The following is a 23,589-nucleotide window of genomic DNA, read 5'->3' as shown; positions in this document are numbered from 1 at the left end:
AGCAACGGCCCTGTCCCTTTTACTCTTTGTTGCGCTGTCAAATCAGCGTCAGCAGTCGGGCAGGAAATATACCATTGAGAGCCTTCAAGTCCCCGCAGCGGTATCGTTGTTGGCGTTCCACATACGAACCGTATCTCGTGAGAAAACAACATCCTGGATTCGTGCGCGTTCATCCGCGCGCCCCGAAGGGCGACTGGTGAAGGTTATTATCAAAAGATTCCGCCGCAAGAAAACGAATCAACAATAAGACCTGTAATCTCGAGGAACCCTTCATGCCGAAATCAACCTCTTCCCGCACCGCCGGCGGCCCTCTCTCCGCCCTTGATCTTCAAAATATCTTCGACAACGCCCCCATCGGCATTTTCTCCTCGACACCCGAGGGTCGTTACATAGCGGCCAATCCCGCGACAGCGAGCATGCTTGGCTACGAAAGCCCGGAAGATCTGATCGAGTCGGTTACGGATATTGCCACCCAGGTGTATGCTGATCCCATTGACCGGGGGGAATTCATGCGCCTGATGGAAGAGCAGGGCGAGGTGTGCAACCACGAGTGCCGATTTTGCCGTAAAGACGGGACCGAGTTGTGGGTATCGAGAAATGTCCGAGCAGTACGGGCCGACGATGGGCAAATCGTTGCGTATCAAGGATTCAATACGGATGTGACAGAGTCGAAAAAGGCCGCGGAAGCGTTGCGGGCGAGCGAGGCAAAAGTAAAGTCCATCCTCGAGGGGGTGCCGGTTCTTCAGTTTGTCATCGATCGAGACCATCGCGTCATTTTCTGGAACAGCGCCATTGAGGATTACAGCGGGATCAGTGCTGCCGACATCATCGGCACTGACAACCATTGGAGTGCATTCTACCCGGAAAAACGTCCGGTCCTGGCGGATCTTCTTGTCGACGGAAATATTGAACAGATCTATCAGCGATATGGCGGAAAAATCAGACAGTCCCGTTATATCAAAGGGGCATACGAGGCAACCGACTTCTTCCCGTTCATGGGAGCCTCCGGTACCTGGCTTACATTCACCGCGGCTCCTATCAGAGACGCCCAAGGCAATGTGATTGGCGCTGTCGAAACCCTTGAGGACATCACCGAACGTAAGCGGGCGGTGGAGGCACTACAAATAAACGAAGAATTCAGGAAAAGGGTTTTTGAAAGCTCCAGAATTCCGATTGTTGTCATGGACGTTGAGACCTTTCAGTATCTGGACTGTAATCCTGCTGCTGTGGCAATATACGGGTACAATTCGAAAGAAGAAACGATCGGCAAGACCCCTCTGGATGTATCGGCATTGGTTCAGTATGATGGGACGCCGTCGGAAGAAAAAGCTCTCTTCTACATAAAACAGGCACTTGACAGGGGGAGTGTTGTCTTTGAGTGGCTGCATAAACGGCCCGGAGGTGAACTCTGGGACGCTGAAGTCCATCTGCAGAGTTTCAATGTTGCAGGCAGGAAGATGATGCAGTTCTCCCTTGTTGACATTACCGACCGCAAGCGGGCGGAAGAGGCACTCAAGTCATCTGTCTCCCTGCTTGCCGCTACACTGGAATCAACCGAGGACGGAATATTGACAGTCAACCGGGCGGGCAGAGTTGAGCAGTGGAATGCAAGGTTCCTGGATTTATGGAGAATTCCAAAAGAAATGGCCCTTGAAGGAGATGATGAAAAACTGCTCCAATATGTTGCTGGTCATGTGCAAAACTCCGAAGAGTTTTTTGCCAGAGTCAAAAGCCTGTATGATAATCCCGAGGAAATAAGTTTTGATGTCATTGCACTTGCTGATGGTCGTTGGCTTGAACGCTATTCGCAACCACGAAGGCTCGATGGCGAAATAATCGGCAGGGTTTGGAGTTTCCGCGACATCACCGATCGGACAAAAGCGGAGCAAGAACTGCGTAGAAGTGAAGCGCGGTACAGATCCATCATCGCCATGTCGAACACCGGTGCGTGGGAGTATCACCAGAATACAGACTACCTGTGGTGCAGTCCCGAATATTTCACCATGCTTGGGCGCGATCCGGACGAGTTCCAAATGGATGGTCGGGCAAATCTGAGCGAGGTCTGGACCAATCTCATCCATCCTGACGACCGGCAAGCGGCTTCCGAGAGGTTTGCCGAATACCTGCGCCGGGGATCCGTGGGAATATATGAGAATTCTTTCCGCTTTCAGGGCGCCGACGGGGAATGGGTATGGATCTGGTCACGGGGCCAGACGTTGCGGAACACGGACAAAAGCGTAACCGATCTCACTGTGGGTACACACATCGACATCACCGATCGGAAAAGGGCGGAGGAGGAGCGTGTAAAGCTTCAGGAGCAGCTCATCCAGGCGCAGAAGATGGAAACAGTCGGTCGGTTGGCCGGCGGGGTGGCCCATGATTTCAACAACATGCTGGGCGTGATCCTCGGTTATTCCGAGATGGCTTTGGAGCAGGTGCCAGACGGTCACCCGATCTATAAGGCCGTGCATAGAATCCAGCAGGCGGCCCAGCGCTCCGCCGACCTGACCCGCCAGTTGCTGGCGTTTGCCCGCAAACAGCCCATTGCCCCCAGGGTGATCGATCTCAACGAGACCGTGGCCGGGATGCTCAGTATGCTGCGCCGGCTCATCGGCGAGGACATCGCCCTGATCTGGCTGCCCGGCCGGGACCTGTATCCGATCAACATGGATCCCGCCCAGATCGACCAGATCCTGGCCAACCTGTGCATTAACGCCCGGGACGCCATCGAGGGGCCGGGCAAGGTCACCATCAAGACCGGGATGGCGTCCTGCGACGAGGCCTGGTGCGCTGTGCACACCGGAGCGGCACCTGGCGAGTACGTACTGCTAATAGTCAGTGACAGCGGCCGCGGCATGGACCAGGAGACCATCAGCCACCTGTTCGAGCCTTTTTTCACCACCAAGGAGCAGGGCCAGGGCACCGGCCTGGGGTTGGCCTCGGTGTACGGTGCGGTCACCCAGAACAACGGCTTCATCACCGTGGACAGCGAACCTGGGCAGGGGACGACCTTCACAATCTACCTGCAGCGGTATACCGAGATCAGAACCGAGCCTCTGCCGCAACAGGTTCCGGTTGAGGTGGCAGCGCGGGGCCACGAAACCATATTGCTGGTGGAAGACGAACCGGCGACCTTGGACATGACCTCAATCATGCTCGAGCGTCAGGGGTACACCGTCCTGGCCGCGGGCTCCCCGGAGGAGGCCATCCGTCTGGCCGGGGAATATTCCGGCCGGATCGACCTGCTCATGACCGATGTGATCATGCCCGGGATGAACGGCCGTGCCCTGGCTGAAAACCTGCTGACCCGCCGCCCCGATATCAAATGCCTGTTCATGTCCGGTTATACCGCCGATATCATCGTCCACCACGGGGTGCTGGACCAGGGCGTTCATTTCATCCAGAAACCGTTCTCAATAAAGGAATTAGGAACGAAGCTGCGTGAGGTCATGGATGAGTGACGTTACATGTTCACCAGGTGCAAGTAAAGGTTGCCCGACTGAGTGCTGGTGAACGGTTACCCCGTGCAATCCGACTTGAACCTGCCGATAATCCACCTTGCGAAATCGACGTGGTTCGCCGGTTCTAATGTGCGGAAAATCTGTATGTTGTTGAATCAACACGATTATAGCCCTTTTATTGGGTATTTGTTGAGATGTGTGGTGAATTTTATTATATATTTTTCTTTGCGACCTTTTTGTTTACGAAATTGGGATGCGGGCATGAAGACCACATCGAAAGAAGTCTGTGACCCTTTGCATCACAGGGGGAAGCGATGAAAGATACGCTGTTGAGTTCTGCTGGGAGATTGCAATCGCCGGATGAAAAATCCATCGAAGAATTTGGACATAAATGGGAACAGGTCGCCGCCGCGGGTACCCTTGTGCTCATGGCGCGACCGGATCTTGAGAAATTGGTGGGCAAGGGCAATGAAAAAATGGCTGAGGATAACAACCGCAATTTTCCCCGGTTCATGTTCTCTCTGTTTTCCGATTATCACCCCACCGTATTTGTGGAAACCGTGCTTTGGGTATTCCGTGCGTATCGGTCCCATGGCTTTCAAACCACCTATTGGGCCGCCAATCTCAATATCTGGGTAGACTTGCTGCAACAGGAATTGTCCGCGGATGCGTGGCAACAGATTTATCCTTTCTATCACTGGCTGATCGTTAACATTCCGGTATTTGCCGCTATCACCGACGCCGACCTGAGAGTCTCCGGCTTGAACAGCCCGGATGACCTACATGGATCAGGTGCGTAAAAATGATCACCGAGGATGTGTACCAGAACTACCTGGCCCTGCTTTTAAACGGAAACCGCCGGGCCTGCAGCCGTATGGTCCAACAACTGCTGGACCGGGACATCGATATCCAGACCCTGTATGCCGACTTGTTTCAGAAAAGCCTGTATGAGGTGGGCCTTTTGTGGGAGTTCAATAGGATCTCGGTGGCCAAGGAACACTTGGTGACCGCCATCACCGAAGGGTTGCTCAACCTGGTCTATCCCCGGCTTTTTGAAAAAGCAGGCTCCTGTTCCCGAAACGGCGGAAAAGTGATCACTTCCTGCGCGGCTAACGAATTCCATCAGATCGGCGGCAAAATGGTGGCGGACATCTTTGAGCTCAACGGCTGGGATAGCCAGTTTCTTGGAGCCAACACCCCGGTGGACCACATGCTGGCCCATATACAGGACGAAAATCCCGATCTGGTGAGCTTGTCAGTGAGCGTCTATTGCAACATGCCGGCACTCAAAGACGGGGTAGAGGCCATTCGCGGGAATTTTCACCACCTGGACATTCTTGTGGGGGGGCAGGCCTTCAATTGGGGTGGTGCCGAGATCATAAAAAACTATCCGGGGACGACTTATGTCCCGTCCCTTGACCAACTCACCTCGATGATTGCCGCATAAAAGATGTTGTGGGATACCGACCAGCAGCCGGTTCTTGATTACCTTGTCAACCAGGCTTCGGTGCTGTTTATGGTTCTGGATCGACATGGCATCATCCGGCAGGTCAACCGGTTCGGATCCCTGCTGTTGGGGCCGGATACTCCGGGAAAACCCTTTCAGGACATCCTCATCGATTTTCATCATGCCTTTCTCCTGGATTCTGCCGTTTCCTGTTCCGATACAGTTCATCTGCTTGATTTTGTTACGTTGTCCGGGAATACTCAGACGTATCACTGCTTTTTTTATTCAACCACGGAACAAATCCTTGTTTTTGGACATCTGGATGTGGAGGAACTGGAATCATTGAGCAGTGAACTGTTGTCCGTTAATCAGGAGCTGAACAACCTGACCCGGGAACTGAACAAGAAAAATCGAGAACTGGCCCGTGCTAATGAGAAAATCCTGGCACTTTCCCGCACTGATCACTTGACCGGACTGGTCAACCGGGGCTATTTTTCCGAACGGATCGAACAGATGATCTCCCTTGCAGTCCGTAAATCTCACCCCCTGTCGCTGATCATAACTGATATCGACCAGTTCAAAATCATCAACGATACCTTTGGCCACGATGCCGGGGACCGGGTTCTTCAGGGGTTTGCCGAGCTGATGCAGACCAGCACTCGAGCTGAAGACCTGGTGGCCCGCTTTGGCGGGGAGGAGTTCATTATTCTGCTCCCTTGCACCGAGACCCATGAAGCCCATGCCTATGCGGAACGGATCCGGCTGGCCTTGCCTGAAAAAGACCTGCTGCGGAATGGTCATCCCGTCTCCGCCAGCTTCGGGGTCAGCCAGCTGTTGCCCAATGAAAAAAGCGCCGGTTTGATCAAACGGGCGGACACAGCCCTGTACCGAGCCAAAACATCGGGCCGGAACCGGACCGTGATAGCAACCGGCAATGATACGCAGCTATCCAATTGGCAATAATCCGGCAGGTTCACGGATCCAAGTTACTTGCCAAAGCCGTATAGAAAAGATAGCATTAACTAGATTGGATCGGAATGCCCTTCCTTGGAAAGGGCTTTTTCAGGATTTCGAAGAAGGCCATTCTGTTATCGCTTTCACTCTATCAAGCCGATTGAGCAGGGAGCGGGGGAGTTCATGGTGAATATGGTAAAGCGAGGTCCTGGTGCAGGTTTGCTTTTTTTCCTCCTCCTCCTTGCCGTGCTCCTTGCTCCCCACGATGCTATAACTGCCGAGCCATTCCCGAGGAAGGTTCTCCTGCTCACCTCCTACCACCAGGGCGACCCTTGGAACGACAGCATTGTCCTGGGAGTCCGCGAGGCCCTGGGCCCCCTTGAGTACGCCAGCCTGTCGATCGAAAACCTGGATCTGCGCCGGTACGCCGACCCGGACTACCCCCGGCTGATCAAGGAATACCTTCGGGGCAAATACCTGGGCAATCCCCAGGACCTGATCCTGGTTGCGGATGACCCTGCCCTGAATTTCCTGCTTGCCGTCCGGGAAGACCTTTTCCCCAATATTCCTGTGGTGTTCTGCGGTGTCAACAATTTCAGCCCGAAGCTCATCCAGGGGCAGTCCAACATCACCGGAGTCAACGAGGCTCTGAGCCTGGATACAACTCTGGAACTGGCCCTGAAGTTGTTCCCCCAAACTACCCGGATCCTGGCCGTGGTCAGCGACACGGAGGCCAACGGCCGCACCAATCTGGAGCAGTACCGGGCCGCGGCCGCCCGGATGAAAGGTCGGGTTCAGTTCGACGAACTGCTGAATATGACTGACAAGGACGCCCCGGACATTCTGAGCCGTCTGCCCACCAACAGCCTGGTTCTGCGCCTGATTGACCTCATTAAACCCGAAGGCGGGTATGTACCCATCCAGGACAGTATCCGGATTCTGTCCTCCCATGCTCCGGTCCCGGTCTTCACACTTTGGTCTTTCGACCTGGGCGATGGCGCCCTGGGCGGGTACGTCTCTTCCGGCCAGGACCAGGGGCGCACGGCGGGCAATCTGGCGATCCGTATCTTGGAGGGTCGGAAAGCGGAACAGATTCCCGTGGTGATGGACAGTCCCAACGTGCCCATGTTTGATGCCAATGTGATGGAGCGCTTTGGGATCAAGAAATCCTCCCTTCCCAGGGGGAGTGTTGTCGTTAACCACCAAGTGTCGGTATGGAAACAATACTGGGGCTGGTTCCTCGGCATTGCCCTGTTCTGTGGCTTGCAGGCAGTCTTGATTGTGACTTTGTTGACTCACGGGAAGAGACTGCGTGCGGCCAATGCTTCGCTGCAGGAAAGCGAACATTTTACACGATCGCTTTTGGAAGCCATCCCGGTTCCCGTCTTCTACAAAGGCAAAGATGGACGCTATCAAGGTTTCAACAAAACCTTTTTAAATTTTTATGGCAAGAACAAGGATGAGTTGATCGGCAAGACTGTTTTTGATATCACTTCACCTGACCTCGCAAAGGTTTATCATGCTAAGGACCTGGAGTTGTTTAACAATCCAGGAACACAAGTATACCCCTACAAAGTCAAAACTTCGCGCGGCGGTTTGCGGGAGGTTATCTTTCATAAAGCTTCGCTGACCGATGAGCACGGAGTTGTCACCGGTCTTATCGGCGCAATTCTGGATGTGACGGAGCTGAAGCGCATGGAGAGGCGAAACCAGGTTCTGGCGGATATTATCCAGCGCAGTCAGGACTTCATTGGCGTGGCCGACATGAACAAGATGGCGTTCTTTGTGAATCCCGCCGGACAGGCGTTGGTGGGGTTGGATGATGACGAAGCGGTTGCTGAAACCAAGATTGAGGAGTATTTCTTGGCCGAGGATTGGCCCTTCGTAGAGAACACTATCCTGCCCGCTGTCATGAAGGAAGGACGGTGGGTGGGCGAGTTCCGTTTCCGTCATTTCAAGACGGGTCAACCGATTCCGGTCCTGTACGATATTTTCCTCACCGAGGACCTGGAAACGAAAGCGGCCATAAACTTCGCCACAATTTCCCGCGACATCACCGAGCACAAGCAGGCGGAAGAAGAAAGAAAGTTGCTCAATGCCCAACTCCAGCAAGCTCAGAAGATGGAGGCCATCGGCACCCTGGCCGGAGGCATTGCCCACGATTTCAACAATATACTCGGGGCGATTATTGGTTATTCGGAAATGATCCGCGATGATTTTCCGCCTGGATCGCCCGGCATCCACAGTATCAATCAAGTTGTCAAAGCCGGTCACAGAGCCAAAGACCTGGTCAAACAGATACTGAGCTTCAGTCACCAGGTCAAAGGAAAGAAAGTGCCGGTGCAGCCTGCAATGATTGTCAAGGAGGCCATCGCCCTGCTACGTTCGACGTTGCCGACGACTATCACCATCAAGCAGGTTATCGATGCCAAAGGGGAAATGGTTCTGGCCGATCCCATCCAGATTCACCAGATGGTCATGAATCTTGCCACCAATGCCTTTCATGCCATGGAGGCGAAAGGTGGCACGCTTACCATCTCCCTGCACAAGAAAATCCTTTCCTCAGACGATCTCGCCACTGTACCGGATCTGCAACCAGGGACGTTTGTGCTACTGTCGATCAGGGATACCGGGGAGGGGATTCTTCCGGAGATTCGGGAGAGGATTTTCGATCCTTTCTTTACCACCAAGGAGGTCGGTAAAGGAACCGGTCTCGGACTTTCCATGGTCTATAGCATCGTCAAGAGTTGCAACGGTTCGATTACCTGCAACAGTCAGATAGGCGAAGGTACCGAGTTTCTCGTCCTCTTGCCGGTCCTCGAAGGGCATGGTGTGGAAGAGAGCGAATCAACGGGTTGCACCCTTCACGGCAAAGAACATATCCTTCTCGTTGATGACGAGGAGATGTTGACCGAGTTGGGTCAGGCCATGCTCGAACGATTGGGCTATCGTGTGACCACCAGGAGAAACAGTTTTGAAGCCCTGACGACATTTCAGGAGCAACAGGATGCCTTCGACTTGATTATCACCGATCAGACCATGCCGGGCATGACCGGCCTTGATCTTGCCGGGAAAATTTTGCGGATACGCCCCGAGATGCCGATCATTCTCTGTACCGGATACAGCAGCTTGATCAGCGAAGACAAGGCCAGGGCTTCAGGAATCAAGGGATTTGCCTTGAAGCCCCTGGCCATGAAGGATATCGGTGCATTGATCCGAAAGGTCTTGGATGGGAACAAATGTTGATGGGCCTTTTCCCGCGTTGACCAAAAATAATCTGCTGACATAAGGACAGAACGACCACATAGGTGCTGAAGCAGTTCAAGGCCTGACCAGCAGCGAACATGTGGGGCGGGATCGCAGTCATGCCTCCGCCCACCTCAACACCTTTTCACTCCGCATACGGGCTTGTTGGTCCTTGCGAACCTGCTTCGAGTTTCCATGTGTATGACGATGACGGGGAGACCCTGACGAAGACGGGGCAAAAACATGCTCGAACTGGTGGGGCGCGAGGTGACCTCACGATCCATTGACAAGCATGACTACACAGGGCCAGGGAAAAGAACCCCTGCAGGCTTCCATACAAGTCAATAACCGATATTGCCGATGACGAAGAACCACATATCCCGTGAAAATGCCTGTACGAACCAACGTGGGCGGCTGGTGCTGCTGGCGGCGCTTGTTGCCGTCGGAATACTTTGCGCATGGTGGCTGGTTGGCGGGGCCGACCGCGCCATGGGTGAGGGATTGCTCAACAAAACCTGGCGAGTGGCCGGGTGGGGCGTAAACCATGAACGGAAACCGGCTCTGACCGGCACGAAGGCCGATGGTGCTGTACAGGACCCCACGAGCGTCTCGGCACAACCGGCCAGTGGCCTTGCCGAGCGGCGAAAGAATCAAAAGACGGCTATACGCATCGGGGTACTGGCTAATCGGGGGTATGACATGTGCCTGGAGGAATGGGGGCCCACGGCCGAATACTTGAACGAGCGGCTGGCCCCCTTGTTTTTCGAGATTGTCCCGCTGGATTTTGAACAGATCATTCCTGCTATACGGCGGGGGGAAGTGGATTTCGTGTCCACTAATCCTTCTTATTATGCATATTTGGAGCACTATGGCCTCATTCGTAGAATAGTCACGCTGCAAGTTCCGGCTCCTTCCGGTCCCCAGTCTCGTTTCGGTGGAGTTATCCTGAGCAGGGTGGATCGGAAAGACATCAAAAATTTGAGTGATTTGCAGGGCAAGCGATTCGCGGCAGTCAGCGAACGGTCTCTGGGGGGCTGGCACGCCGCCCTGCGGGAGTTGCTGGTTGCCGGAATCAATCCCGAGCGAGATTTTGGAGAACTGGTTTTCAGCGGCACCCATGATGCCGTGGTCAAAGCGGTCCTGGATGGTTATGTCGATGCCGGCACGGTTCGCACCACCCAGCTGGAAAGAATGTTCTCGGAAGGTCTGCTGGATATGGATACCATCCAGGTAATCGGCAGCCGTGCAGCCGAGTATCCGGAATATCCCTATGCTCTTTCTTCAAGGCTGTATCCGGAATGGCCCCTTGCCGCTCTTGCTGACACCGATCCGGATTTGAGCAAGCGGGTGGCCGTGGCTCTGTTGCAGATGGAAGCAGACCATGAAGCTGCACGTTCAATCCGCGGTGCAGGCTGGTCCACTCCTGAAGATTATGCGCCGGTCCATGAATTGCTGCGCGTCCTGCGCCTTCCGCCCTATGAAAAATACGGTCAATTGACTGCCGGGCAGGCTTTGAGAACCTTCTGGCCTTGGTTGCTCGGTTTACTGATACTGATTTTGCTTTTATGGGGTTTCAACCTAAGGTTCGTTATTCTAAATCGCAGGTTGCAGGCCGGTGAAGCGCATCTATCCGCTACCCTCCGTTCCATCAGCGACGGAGTGGTCGCATGTGATGCCAAGGGGCGGGTGACGAGTTTGAATACGGTGGCGGAGCGATTGACCGGCTGGTCTAACTCCGAGGCTGCGGGACGTCTATTGGAAGAGGTCTTCCGAATCGTCAATGCCCACACCCGCGAAACCGTCGAAAACCCGGTGACGCGGGCGCTGGCCGAGGGCATGAATGTGGATCTGGCCAGCCATACAGCGCTCATCGCCAAAGACGGCACCGAACACCAGATCGCCGACTCCTGTGCGCCCATCCGCGACACCTCCGGTGCCATTACCGGCGCGGTGCTGGTCTTCCGCGACGTCACCGAGGAATACCGGTGGCGGGAGGAACTGCAGGAGACCAACCGGGAACTGGAAGATGCCACGGCTCGAGCCAACGAGATGGCAGCGCAGGCGCAGATGGCCAGTATCGCCAAGAGCGAATTTCTCGCCAACATGAGCCATGAGATCCGTACGCCCATGAACGGGGTCATCGGTATGACCGGCCTGCTGCTCGACACCGGGCTGACCGAGGAGCAGCGACGTTTTGCCGAAACTATCAAGTCCAGCGGCGAATCACTGCTGGGACTTCTCAACGACATCCTGGATTTTTCGAAGATCGAGGCGGGCAAGCTCGACCTGGAGACCCTGGACTTCGACCTGCAGGTGCTTTTGGATGACTTTGCCGCGACCATGGCCCTCAAGGCCCATGACAAGGGCCTTGAGTTGCTCTGTGCCGCGGACCCAGACGTGCCGTTGCTGCTTTCGGGCGACCCGGGCCGTCTGCGCCAGATCCTTGCCAACTTGACCGGCAACGCGGTGAAGTTCACGCCCAAGGGGGAAGTGACGGTGCGGGTGAGTAGAGTGCAGGAGACGGAAGAAAGAATAAATGACTCCTGTCTGCTGCGGTTCTCCGTGCGCGACACGGGTATCGGCATCCCGGCGGACAAAATCGACATATTGTTTGGACAGTTCACCCAGGTGGACGCTTCGACTACGCGCCAGTACGGCGGTACAGGTCTGGGGCTGGCCATCTCGAAACAACTGGCAGGGTTGATGGGCGGTGAGGTCGGCGTGGAAAGCGTCGAGAGCCAGGGGTCGGAGTTCTGGTTCACGGCCCGCTTCGGTCTGCAATCGGAGGCGTCCCGGGAAAAGATACCGCTGCCCGCTGTGCTTTCCGGGGTGCGGGTGCTGATCATTGACGACAACGCCACCAACCGGGAGATCCTCCTGACCCGCCTGAGCTCCTGGGGAATGCGCCCGGAGGAGGCACACGACGGACCGTCGGGACTGGAGGCACTGTACCGCGCCCTGGGCGAGGCTGATCCCTTCCGGCTGGCCGTCGTGGACATGCAGATGCCGGGCATGGACGGTGAAGCGGTGGGGCGGGCTGTGAAGGCGGACGCAAAGCTCGCGGACACACGGTTGGTCATGCTCACCTCGCTGGGCATGCGGGGTGACGCCAGGCGCCTGCAGGAGATTGGTTTTGCCGCCTACGCCACCAAGCCGGTCCGGCACAAGGAGCTCAAAGGCGTGCTCTCCCAGGCTCTGGCTGCAGGTCCGGACGCCCCGCTCCGGCCCATCGCCACGCGCCACACGGCCCGTGAAGCGCTGCCCGATTTTGCCGATCGCAAGGCCCGCATCCTGCTGGCCGAGGACAATATCACCAACCAGCAGGTGGCGGTGGGCATTCTCAAAAAGCTGGGCCTTTCGGCTGACGCGGTCGCCAATGGGCGCGAGGCCATCGAAGCGCTCAAGACCTTGCCCTACGATCTGGTGCTCATGGACGTGCAGATGCCGGAAATGGACGGCTTGGAAGCAACCCGGCACATCCGCAATCCGCAAACGTCAATCCTTCATCGGAGCATTCCCATCATCGCCATGACCGCCCACGCCATGCGGGGCGACAAGGAAAAGTGTCTCGAAGCGGGCATGGACGACTACGTGGCCAAACCCGTCGTCCCCCTGGCCCTGGCCGAGGTGCTGGATAAATGGCTGCCGAAGAAGGGCAAGGACGGAATGAAGGAGAGAGGAGTTGAAAGTCAGCAACCGAAAGAAAAGAGTCAAAAGTCAGAAGATGACCGGCAGTCTTTGTCATGCATATGGGACCGAGCTGCCATGCTGGAGCGGTTGATGGGTGACGAGGATTTGGCGGAGGCTATTCTCCAGGGATTCATAACTGACATGCCTCGGCAGATCAAGGCCCTCAAAGGCTACCTGGAAGCCGGAGACGTGGCCGGGGCCGAACGTCAGGCCCACACCATCATGGGAGCGGCGGGGAATGTGGGTGCCGAGGCACTGCGGGCTTTGGCCTTCGAACTGGAGCAGGCGGGTAAGGCGGGCGACCTGGAGCGCATAAAAACGCGCATGGATGAATTGGCAGCATCCTTTGCAGCATTACTACAAGCCATGGAAAAAGACCCACCATGAAGACACTGATCGCTGATTGCCCGGTTGCGGAGTTACTAGGCCGGCTCAGGTGACATAGGCCTGGGAAGCATGCTCCTCGTTAAGGAGATTCGGCTACCAGCGGCCCATTGTTCCACCTCCATCCTGGTGCTCTCGGTCTTGTACGAGGATGGAGGTCTTCCTTTGGTTGACTGTTGATCAGGGATGTATGGACAGGGATCTTCAAGAAAAAAAAGACTGATCCGTGTGGACATCGGCAACATATTGTTCGCCCTCGTCATCAAGGGTTTTGAGAAAGATAGGTTCCTTACCGTACCCACTGTCAATCCCGACCCAGGCATATCGTATGCCCATTGACCTGGCATGGTGAACTATATCAAGGACCAGTTGCGATTTGGTTTTGAAGGTGACATCTCCTGGAACACCGGCAACTTTGCAACGATCGCGGTCATCTGTCCACTTTTTCGGCAGATACAATCGGCAGTCGATGATCGTTGCGGAGGTGCCATGGACCAGCGAGGCATTCACGCAGGTTTGGCAATTATCGACCTTGCCGAGGCGGCCGCAACATTGGCGAGCAACTCCGACAGACTCCTGGGGAACTCGCCAACTTGCCAGAAAGTAGGGCACGCATCAGCAGTACGGTTAGGTGCGCTGTTGTCGGACAAATTTTCCTTGGGCTACAAATTGCTGTAAATCGAAACGTTAGTCGCAGGAGATGAAGATGGAGATAGTACGCGTCGGTGAACTCTACCTGGATGTCTATTTAAACCTCGCACAGAGCTATGAGGGGGAATTCTCGGGCATCACCGGTAAAAAGCCAGATACCAAAGGGTTGTTTGCGCTTGATACTCCTCTCGGTGATTGTGTGGTGGGCTTTCTCTTGATTCTGGCTGGAACGCCGGCGGGCCTGGCTGCTGTAGTGGTGAAACCGGGAAGCAGATTTGAAGTGGCAGAGTTTTACATTGTTCCTAGCTTTCGAAAGCAGGCGTGGGGTATGCGGTTTGCGCACAATCTTTGGCAAATGTTCCCAGGGCAATGGGAAGTCAAGCAAATTCAGGGGGCAGAGTACGCTTCGAAGTTTTGGTGTCGGGCCATACGTGAATTTACACAGGGTGATTTCGTGGAAGACAAATACCAAGACCCATACTGGGGCTTGGTCACGCGGCAACAGTTTGTTGGACGAGCCTGGTGATCCTCTCTGGAAAAGAGCTTTAAGACGCCAGGGGCTGGTGAGTCAGGCGTAGAGGTGGCAGGAAGGCGGAAACGGCTTTAGTAAAATTTTTTGAGGTGATGACTTGCGGCATGGCCACCATAGCCGGGACCGTGCTTGTGCTCTATGGCGGGATTGTCGGGGCCGTGGTGCCGGGGGTGCTGGGACACATCATGACCTCCTTCCTGATCAGCGCCCCGGCGGCGATCCTGGTTTCCGTGTTTCTGATCCCGGAAACCGACCCGTCCACCATGGGCGAGGTTGTTCCATCTATGGAAAACAGCTCCTCCATGGACGCTGTGGTCAAGTGCACGGGCTTTGGCCTGCACATGTTGAGTCTGATCGGTATAAATGATAAATCGTCGCCTTGCTGCTGGTCCTGGTGAGCATGGTTAACGGAGCATTGGCGCTGTTGCCCGGCCTCGGAGGAGAGTCGCTGAGCCTCCATGGGCTTCTCGGATACCCCAGGGTCTGGCCGAGCTGGTCACTCAACTGGACAATCTGGTGAAGATGGGCAAAGACATACTCGAACTGTTGGGGTGCGATGTGACCTCCCGATCCATTGACAAGCATGACTGCACAAGAGTCTATCACAGGGTGGTTTAAGTAAAAATAATTGCGCATTTACAGGTGTTTTGACAGAGTTGACTTTATTCCATAAGTGGGGTAGGGGGGGCTAGTGCATAGGTGTAGAAACTACTGTAATCCAACCTGTTGATATCCTGTTACTGGAGAAGACCTCATGACCGACAACCCGCAAGGTTCCGTACCCCCCGCCACCGTATCCGCGCTCCGCAAACAAGCCAAGGAGCAAACTCCTGAAGAAATCCAGCGGATGCTCAATGAGCTGGAGATGCAGAACGAGGAATTACGTACGGCCCAGGGCCAGATCGAAGCAGAGCGTGCTCGCTATTTCGACCTCTACGACGAAGCTCCAGTGGGGTACTGCACCCTGTCCGAGCAGGGGGTGATCCTGGAGGTCAACCTCACCGCCGCTACCTTGCTGGGAACGACCCGAAGTGCACTGGCCACGCAACCGCTCGCCCGCTTCATTCACTATGATGACCAAGACATCTACGACCTGCACCGTAAGCAGCTCTTGGAGACTGGTACCCTCCAGGTGTGTGATCTCCGGCTGGTTAAGCCCGAGGGCGGGTGCACCTGGGCACATTTGAAGGGAACGGTCGATCAGGCGGATGACGGTGCGCCTGTATGCCGCGTGGTGATCAGCGATATCAGCGGGCGTAAACAGATGGAAAAAACGCTTCAGGAAAGCGAGGAACGCTTCCAGAAAATGCTTAGCCTGGTTCCGGATATGATCTCCATCCATGATACGGGTATGAATATTCTATACAGCAACTGGAATGGTCTTGGCGCTGTTTCTCAAGAAAAACGGGTTTTGAATACGAAATGCTACCGGACCTATCGGGGGCATGACGACATATGCCCCGACTGTCTTGCCAAGACAGTCATGGAGACCGGAAAGCCTTTCCAACGGGAGGCAAAACTCTCCGATGGTCGGTGGGTCGACCTTCGTGTATTTCCCATACTGGATGAAAACGGAGAGGCTGAGCTCTTTGTGGAATGGGTCAGGGACATAACCGAGAATAAGCAGGCGGAAGATGCTCTTGTCCAGAACAAAAATCTGCTTGAAGGCATCATCAACGGCACCTCTGACATCCTGGCGATACAGAAACCCGATCACACCATTGAGTTCTACAACCAGGCTGGATACGATGCAATAGGCCTCCCCCCGGGAGCTGCTCTAAACAGAAAATGCTATCAGCTTATTGGACGCGAGAGCGAATGCGATCTCTGCACTTCACAGGCGGCTTTGAGAACCAAGAAGCTTGTGGAGCAGGAAAGATATGTACCGGAACTGAATCAGCATTTCAACTGCAGGAGTAACCCAATTTTTGATACGGACGGCAACGTTGTCAATATCATACAGCAGTTGCGCGATATCACTGAACGAAAACAAGCCGAGGAAGAGCGCACCAAGCTCCAGGAGCAACTCACCCAGGCCCAAAAGATGGAAACGGTCGGGCGGCTGGCCGGCGGTGTGGCGCACGATTTCAACAACATGCTGGGCGTCATCCTCGGGTATACGGAAATGACCCTGGAGCAGGTGCCAGCCGGTCACCCGATGTATAAGGCCTTGCACGGCATCCAACAGGCCGCTCAGCGCTCCGCCGACCTGACTCGCCAATTGCTGACCTTTGCCCGCAAGCAGACCATTGCTCCCAAGAGAATCGACCTCAACGAGACCGTGGAAGGGGGGCTCAAGATGCTGCGTCGGCTCATCGGCGAAGACATCGACCTGATCTGGCTGCCCGGTCGGAATCTTCGTCCGGTCAAGATGGACCCCAACCAGATTGATCAGATCCTGGCCAATCTGTGCGTCAACGCCCGGGATGCCATCAAGGGTGTGGGCAAGGTCACTGTTGAGACGTCCAACACTGTGTTCGGCGCGGAGTACTGCGCCCGGCACGCGGGCTTCCTTCCCGGCGAGTACGTGCTGCTGGCGGTCAGCGACAACGGCTGCGGTATGGACCGGGAGACCATCAGCCATCTGTTCGAGCCCTTCTTCACTACCAAGGAGCAGGGCAAGGGTACCGGTCTGGGGCTGGCCTCGGTGTACGGTGCGGTCAAGCAGAACAAGGGCTTTATCAACGTGTACAGCGAGCCCGGCCAGGGGACGACCTTCAAAATTTACCTGCCGCAGTATGCAATCAGAACGGAGGCCCCATCAAGACAGGAACCGGCTGAGGCAGCGGCGCGCGGCCATGAAACCATATTACTGGTGGAAGACGAACCGGTAATCCTGGAAATGACCACGATGATGTTGGAAAGGCTCGGCTATACCGTGATGGCGGCCGATACACCGGGCGAGGCCATCCGTTTGGCCCGTGAGCACTCCGGTTCCATCGATTTACTCTTGACCGACGTGGTCATGCCGGAGATGAACGGCCGCGAGTTAGGCCAAAACATCTTGTCCGTTTATCCTGATATGAAACGCCTGTTTATGTCCGGCTACACCGCCAACGTCATCGCCCACCATGGCGTTCTAGGTGAGAGAGTACATTTTATCCAGAAACCGTTTTTGATGACGGACTTGGCGGCAAAAATTCGGGAGGCGCTGGACAATGGGGAGCCGTTGAAAAGAAAAATTTGATCAGTCAGTGTCCATTTCGAAACGGCTCATTCCCCCTGATTCTCTAGTGCCCTGTAAATGTAATCTTCGAAATATTATGTATATATCTGCGGTTACATTCACCAGCGCACCTCTATTCATAACAAAAGGAATAATTTGGTGATTTCCATGTCAAAGGTAAAGGCGGTCGCTGATATCTCCAGAAACAGGCTCTACCTCACCATGTCAGGTCATGTCGATGCAAAAACTTTGAATGCACTGTACACGGACATCCGCTTCTGTGTGGCGGATCTGCAACCTGGTTTCATTGTGATCGATGATAGCTCCGAGTGTAATCTCATTTATCTCAGCGGCCTGCCCGTCTACAAAAAAATTATGGATTACCTGGCTGCCAATAAAGTAGGTGAGGTTGTCCGGGTCGTGCAGGACACCATCAGCCACAAGCAAATCATAAATTATACAGACAAAATTCAATGCTACAAAACCATGTACGCTGACCAGATTGAGGCGGCGGAAAAGAAACTGGAAGCGACCAGGCGCAGAAACGGTATTCGCTTTAAACTGAGCGGACGGTCTATTGAATATACGATCAACAATCAAAACCTTAGCGGAACGCTTGTAGATCTGTCGATCAGTGGTTGCTCGGTCGACGTCGAAGGAATAGTGCCGGCTATGGCACAGGAACTGACCATTGTCCTTTTGTTCGACAGAGACGATCGCCACCCGTCGCATTTCCAAATCAAAACCAGGGTTGTCCGGGTCTCGACATCATCCTTTGCCGTCCAATTTCTCGACCTTGACGATGACCAGCAAGAACAACTCTACCAGCGTCTTGTCTATGAAGTTAGCCGGCCTGTTGACTCACCGTAACCGGCCTGAATATCGACAACACAATCGAGTTCGAGGATTTGTCCGGAACCATTCTGAATACTGACTTACGTATACCAGAGACAATTCTTTGGAGGCAACGAACCGTTGACAAACCACATATTCCATGAAGATTCCCGCGGAAGCCGCAGACTGCTGGTTCTTTTGACGGCGGTCATTGTCGCCGGTGCGCTCTGTGCCTGGTGGCTCTTTGACCGGGCCGACCGGCAGATGCGAGAAGACCTGCTTGCCCAGACGCGCCTTGTGGCCGGGGCCGTGAATCTCGAGAGTATTCAGTCCCTCTCCGGCACCGAAGCCGACCTCGCCTCACCCACATACCTGCGGCTCAAAGAACAGTTCGCCGCAATTCGCGCCGCTGAACCGAAGTGCCGATTCATCTATCTCATGGGGCGCAAGGCAGATGGAACAGTGTTCTTTTTTGTCGACAGCGAACCGGTGGGGTCGGAGGACGAATCGCCGGCCGGGCAGGTGTATGAGGAAATGTCGGCGGAGTCTCTGCACGCGTTTGACACGAAAACCGCACTGACTGAAGGTCCGGTGACAGACCGCTGGGGCACGTGGATTTCAGCCCTGGTTCCGCTGACCGACCCGCAAACCGGCGAACTTATCGCCGTGCTGGGCATGGACATCGATGCCCGCGACTGGAAACGGAATGTGGCCGGCCAGGTCGCACTTCCGGTGGGGCTTGTGCTTCTCATGATGATCGGCCTTGTGGCCGCACTTTTCGCAACCAGCCGCGCCTCGTCGTCGCCCAAGCCTGTCCTGCGCCGCTTGCTGCCGGGCTTGACAGCTATTCTTCTTTTGCTTGCTGGTGGTGGATTCTGGGGCCTGATGAATATTCAGGAGGATCAACTTCGCAAAGTCAGCTTGCTGATCAAACAGCAAGCCAGCGGTGACTTGGAACAGCTTCTGGCTGAACAGGCGCGGGGGCTCAAGGCCATGGCTCTGGTCATTGCCTCGGACACCCGCACCAGGCAGGCCATGGCCGCTGGCGATGGCGATCGCCTGCTGGCCGATTGGCGGGAGCTCGCCGAGAACATACGCCGGGATCACGCCATCACCCATATATATTTCTGGAATTACGCACGGGAAAACCTGATACGGGTCTACGACCCCGACCGGCGCGGCGGGACCAACAACCGATTTACCGCCCGCGAGGCTGAGCGTACCGGCCAGCCTGCCTCGGGCATCGAACTGGGGTCCCGCGGCACCTTCACTTTGCGGGTGGTGCGTCCGGTTTTCGAGGACGGGAAACTCCTTGGTTACGTGGAACTCGGCAAGGAGATCGAGGATGTACTGGACGCCATTGTCACGTTTGAAAGCGCCGAGAATATCCTGGCGATCCGCAAGGATGCCCTCGACCGCTCGCGCTGGGAGGCGGGCATGGCCATGCTCGGACGCAAGTCCGACTGGGACCGCCTCCCCGATCACGCGGTCATCTATGCCTCCATTCCACTGCCCGCCGAGGCAGAATGCCTTATTGGCGGCGAAATGCACGGACACGACCACCCTGATGCTTCCACCGATATCCGCTTCAACGGCAAGTCCTGGAGGGTCATGATACAGCCCGTGGCCGAGGCCTCTGGGCGGGAAGTTGGCGAACTGCTCCTGTTGCATGATGTGACGGAAATGAAAGCCGCTCACCGGCGCTTGATGATGACGGTGGGCATGAGCGCTTTCGTGCTACTGGCAGTGCTGCTGGCTATGGTCTTCGTGATGCTGCGCCGTACCGATGCGGGAGTCCGCGCCCAGCAAAAGGTCTTGCGCGAAAGCGAGGAACACCTCTCGGCCACCCTGCGCTCCATCGGCGACGGGGTGATTGCCTGCGACCGCGAAGGAAGGGTCACGAGCCTCAACCGCGTGGCGGAGATACTGACCGGCTGGACCAGTGCTGATGCGGCGGGCCGACCCCTGGAAGAGGTCTTCCGAATCGTCAATGCCCACACCCGCGAAACCGCCGAAAACCCGGTGGTGCGGGCGCTGGCCGAGGGCGTGAATGTGGATCTGGCCAACCATACCGCGCTCATCGCCAAAGACGGCACCGAACATCAGATCGCCGACTCCTGCGCGCCCATCCGCGACGCCTCCGGCTCCATCACCGGCGCGGTGCTCGTCTTCCGCGACGTCACCGAGGAATACCGGCGGCGGGAGGAACTGCGGGAGACCAACCGGGAACTGGAAGATGCCACGGCTCGTGCCAACGAGATGGCAGCGCAGGCACAGATGGCCAGTATCGCCAAAAGCGAGTTTCTGGCCAACATGAGCCACGAGATCCGCACGCCCATGAATGGGGTCATCGGCATGACCGGCCTGCTGCTCGACACCGGGCTGACCGGGGAGCAGCGACGTTTTGCCGAAACTATCAAGTTCAGCGGCGAATCACTGCTGGGACTTCTCAACGACATCCTGGATTTTTCGAAGATCGAGGCGGGCAAGCTCGACCTGGAGACCCTGGACTTCGACCTGCAGAGTCTTTTGGATGACTTTGCCGTGACCATGGCCCTCAAGGCCCATGACAAGGGCCTGGAGTTGCTCTGTGCCGCGGACCCAGACGTGCCGTTGCTGCTTTCGGGCGACCCGGGCCGTCTGCGCCAGATCCTTGCCAACTTGACCGGCAACGCGGTGAAGTTCACGCCCAAGGGGGAAGTGACGGTGCGGGTGAGTAGAGTGCAGGAGACGGAAGAAAGAATAAATGACTCCTGTCTGCTGCGGTTCTCCGTGCGCGACACGGGTATCGGCATCCCGGCGGACAAAATCGACATCTTGTTTGGACAGTTCACCCAGGTGGACGCTTCGACTACGCGCCAGTACGGCGGTACAGGTCTGGGGCTGGCCATCTCGAAACAACTGGCAGGGTTGATGGGCGGTGAGGTCGGTGTGGAAAGCGTCGAGAACCAGGGGTCGGAGTTCTGGTTCACGGCCCGCTTCGGTCTGCAATCGGAGGCGGCCCGGGAAAAGATACCGCTGCCCGCTGCGCTTTCCGGGGTGCGGGTGCTGATCATTGACGACAACGCCACCAACCGGGAGATCCTCCTGACCCGTCTGAACTCCTGGGGAATGCGCCCGGAGGAGGCACACGACGGACCGTCGGGACTGGAGGCGCTTTATCGCGTACTGGATGAGGATGATCCCTTCCGGCTGGCCATTGTGGACATGCAGATGCCGGGCATGGACGGTGAAGCTGTGGGTCGGGCCGTGAAGGCGGACGCAAAACTTGCGGACACGCGGTTGGTCATGCTCACCTCGCTGGGGATACGGGGTGATGCCAGACGCCTGCGGGAGATTGGCTTTGCCGCCTACGCCACCAAGCCGGTCCGGCACGAGGAACTCAAAGGCGTACTCTCTCAAGCTCTGGCTGCAGGTCCGGACGCCCCGCTCCGGCCCATCGCCACGCGCCATACAGCCCGTGAGGCGCTGCCCGATTTTGCCGATCGCAAGGCCCGCATCCTGCTGGCCGAGGACAATATCACCAACCAGCAGGTGGCGCTCGGTATCCTTAAAAAACTGGGCCTTTCGGCCGATGCGGTGGCCAACGGACGCGAGGCCATCGAAGCGCTCAAGATCCTGCCCTACGACCTGGTACTCATGGACGTGCAGATGCCGGAAATGGACGGCTTGGAAGCAACCCGGTACATCCGCAATCCGCAAACGTCAATCCTTCATCGGAGCATTCCCATCATCGCCATGACCGCCCACGCCATGCGGGGCGACAAGGAAAAGTGTCTCGAAGCGGGCATGGACGACTACGTGGCCAAACCCGTCGTTCCCCTGGCCCTGGCCGAGGTGCTGGAGAAATGGTTGCCGAAAGAGGACAAGGACGGAATGCAGGAGAGAGGAGTTGGAAGTCAGCAACCGGAAGAAAAGATTCAAGAGCCGGAAGAAGACCGGCAGCCTTTGGCATGCATCTGGGACCGCGCTGCCATGCTGGAGCGGTTGATGGGTGACGAGGATTTGGCGGAGGTTATTCTTCAGGGATTCATAACTGACATGCCTCGGCAGATCAAGGCCCTCAAAGGCTACCTGGAAGCCGGAGACGTCGCCGGGGCCGAACGTCAGGCCCACACCATCATGGGAGCGGCGGGGAATGTGGGCGCCGAGGCACTGCGGGCTTTGGCCTTCGAATTGGAGCAGGCGGGCAGGGCGGGCGACCTGGAGCGCATAAAAACGCGCATGGATGAATTGGCAGCATCCTTTGCAGCATTACAACAGGCCATGACCAAAGACCCACTATGTGGGTGCGCAGGTTAGATGACTGAACGACCACAAAGAACGTAAGGAGGTATGAGGTGGCATTAATACAATGGGATAGCAGTTTTAGCGTAAAGGTGGCAGAGATTGATCGACAACATCAAAAGCTGGTGTTCATGGTCAATGAGCTTAATGATGCCATGAAGCAAGGGAAAGGAAAAGATGTTTTGGGAGGTATCGTCAAAGGTTTGATCACCTATACAGGTACACATTTCAATACAGAAGAAAAATATTTTCATCGATTTGGATACCCGGAAATTGACAGCCATAAGAAAGAGCATGCTGCCTTTGTCAAGAAAGTTTCAGAGTTCAAAGATGGGTTTGAAAAAGGGACACTTGGTTTATCTGTTGAAGTCATGACCTTCCTGAGTGATTGGCTTAAAAACCATATCAAAGTGACTGACATGAAATATTCTCAATTCTTCAACGAGAAGGGTCTGAAATAAGGCTCCCTTTGCCGTGGCTCCAGCACAACAGCAGACAGTGGGTTTTGTTGGGGGCAGCAACCTGAATGGCATTCTTCCCGAGGTTATTGACTTGGCCCATGATCTGAGAAAGGTCTGAAGACTTATACACCGGGATCTCGCCAGCATCCCTGACGTCAAAAAGGGTTGCCGTCGGTCACCACCTTGCGGACTTCGACCTGAGATGAATGGTGAGGCACTCATGGGTGGTTCTGGGGAAGATTTTTCAAAAAGGCAGTGGTGGAGATGTTCACGCCCTGCTACCTGAAACCTGAACCCGTGACGGCTGGACTCTTGTTTTAGATATATCTAGCTGTAATCATGTTTTAATTAGTGCCTGAACTAAAACTCAAAAACAACAATAAATCAAGTTGTTGTCACCATGCTCCAGACATGAAGAAAATGAGAGCATGAATAACGACGAGAGCCGTTAATAGTGTAACATATTGATTACTATG

13 protein-coding genes are annotated in these 23,589 nt (G+C 55.6%); 12 read left to right on the top strand and 1 reads right to left on the bottom strand.

Annotation, left to right across the window (positions count from 1 at the left end; translation table 11 throughout):
- The first annotated feature begins 272 nt into the window (after positions 1–272).
- From JWG43_RS12140 to JWG43_RS12115, 6 genes are all read left to right on the top strand, one after another.
- Positions 273–3,461: a PAS domain S-box protein gene (locus JWG43_RS12140; protein ID WP_205243204.1), complete on the top strand. Its 3,189-nt coding sequence runs from the start codon at positions 273–275 to the stop codon at positions 3,459–3,461.
- A 314-nt stretch (positions 3,462–3,775) separates the two neighbouring features.
- Positions 3,776–4,261 carry a hypothetical protein gene (locus JWG43_RS12135; RefSeq protein WP_205243203.1) on the top strand — a complete coding sequence of 162 codons (486 nt, stop codon included), beginning with the start codon at positions 3,776–3,778 and terminating at the stop codon, positions 4,259–4,261.
- Between the two features lie 2 nt (positions 4,262–4,263).
- Entirely contained in the window at positions 4,264–4,908 is a 645-nt protein-coding gene (locus tag JWG43_RS12130; RefSeq protein WP_205243202.1) for a cobalamin B12-binding domain-containing protein, read from the top strand.
- 3 nt (positions 4,909–4,911) lie between these two features.
- Positions 4,912–5,871 (top strand): GGDEF domain-containing protein, encoded by a 960-nt coding sequence (locus JWG43_RS12125; RefSeq protein WP_205243201.1) that lies wholly within the window; start codon positions 4,912–4,914, stop codon positions 5,869–5,871.
- A 174-nt stretch (positions 5,872–6,045) separates the two neighbouring features.
- Positions 6,046–9,108 (top strand): hybrid sensor histidine kinase/response regulator, encoded by a 3,063-nt coding sequence (locus JWG43_RS12120; RefSeq protein WP_205243200.1) that lies wholly within the window; start codon positions 6,046–6,048, stop codon positions 9,106–9,108.
- Positions 9,109–9,468: 360 nt separating this feature from the next.
- Positions 9,469–13,185: a PhnD/SsuA/transferrin family substrate-binding protein gene (locus tag JWG43_RS12115; RefSeq protein WP_205243199.1), complete on the top strand. Its 3,717-nt coding sequence runs from the start codon at positions 9,469–9,471 to the stop codon at positions 13,183–13,185.
- Positions 13,186–13,386: 201 nt separating this feature from the next.
- On the opposite strand, the gene JWG43_RS12110 is transcribed toward JWG43_RS12115, so the two are convergent.
- Positions 13,387–13,794, bottom strand: coding sequence for a transposase (locus tag JWG43_RS12110; RefSeq protein ID WP_205243198.1), 408 nt, complete (start codon positions 13,792–13,794; stop codon positions 13,387–13,389).
- 94 nt (positions 13,795–13,888) lie between these two features.
- On the opposite strand from JWG43_RS12110, the gene JWG43_RS12105 reads away from it, so the two are divergent.
- The 6 genes from JWG43_RS12105 to JWG43_RS12080 all read left to right on the top strand — a co-directional run bounded on the left by JWG43_RS12105 (position 13,889) and on the right by JWG43_RS12080 (position 23,113).
- Positions 13,889–14,359 carry a GNAT family N-acetyltransferase gene (locus JWG43_RS12105; protein WP_205243197.1) on the top strand — a complete coding sequence of 157 codons (471 nt, stop codon included), beginning with the start codon at positions 13,889–13,891 and terminating at the stop codon, positions 14,357–14,359.
- Positions 14,360–14,469: 110 nt separating this feature from the next.
- Complete coding sequence (locus tag JWG43_RS12100; RefSeq protein ID WP_205243196.1) at positions 14,470–14,763, top strand: hypothetical protein; 294 nt, start codon at positions 14,470–14,472, stop codon at positions 14,761–14,763.
- A gap of 356 nt (positions 14,764–15,119) precedes the next feature.
- Complete coding sequence (locus JWG43_RS12095; RefSeq protein ID WP_205243195.1) at positions 15,120–17,552, top strand: PAS domain S-box protein; 2,433 nt, start codon at positions 15,120–15,122, stop codon at positions 17,550–17,552.
- A 147-nt stretch (positions 17,553–17,699) separates the two neighbouring features.
- Positions 17,700–18,401: a PilZ domain-containing protein gene (locus JWG43_RS12090; RefSeq protein ID WP_205243194.1), complete on the top strand. Its 702-nt coding sequence runs from the start codon at positions 17,700–17,702 to the stop codon at positions 18,399–18,401.
- Positions 18,402–18,506: 105 nt separating this feature from the next.
- Positions 18,507–22,667 (top strand): response regulator, encoded by a 4,161-nt coding sequence (locus tag JWG43_RS12085; protein ID WP_205243193.1) that lies wholly within the window; start codon positions 18,507–18,509, stop codon positions 22,665–22,667.
- A 38-nt stretch (positions 22,668–22,705) separates the two neighbouring features.
- On the top strand, positions 22,706–23,113 hold the full coding sequence (locus tag JWG43_RS12080; protein WP_205243192.1) for a bacteriohemerythrin: 408 nt from the start codon (positions 22,706–22,708) through the stop codon (positions 23,111–23,113).
- Positions 23,114–23,589: the final 476 nt, after the last annotated feature.

The organism is Desulfobulbus alkaliphilus, assembly GCF_016918545.1.
GTDB lineage: Bacteria > Desulfobacterota > Desulfobulbia > Desulfobulbales > Desulfobulbaceae > Desulfobulbus > Desulfobulbus alkaliphilus.
The sequence above is the reverse complement of the archived record's forward strand: the minus strand, read 5'-3'. Positions and strand labels throughout refer to the sequence as shown.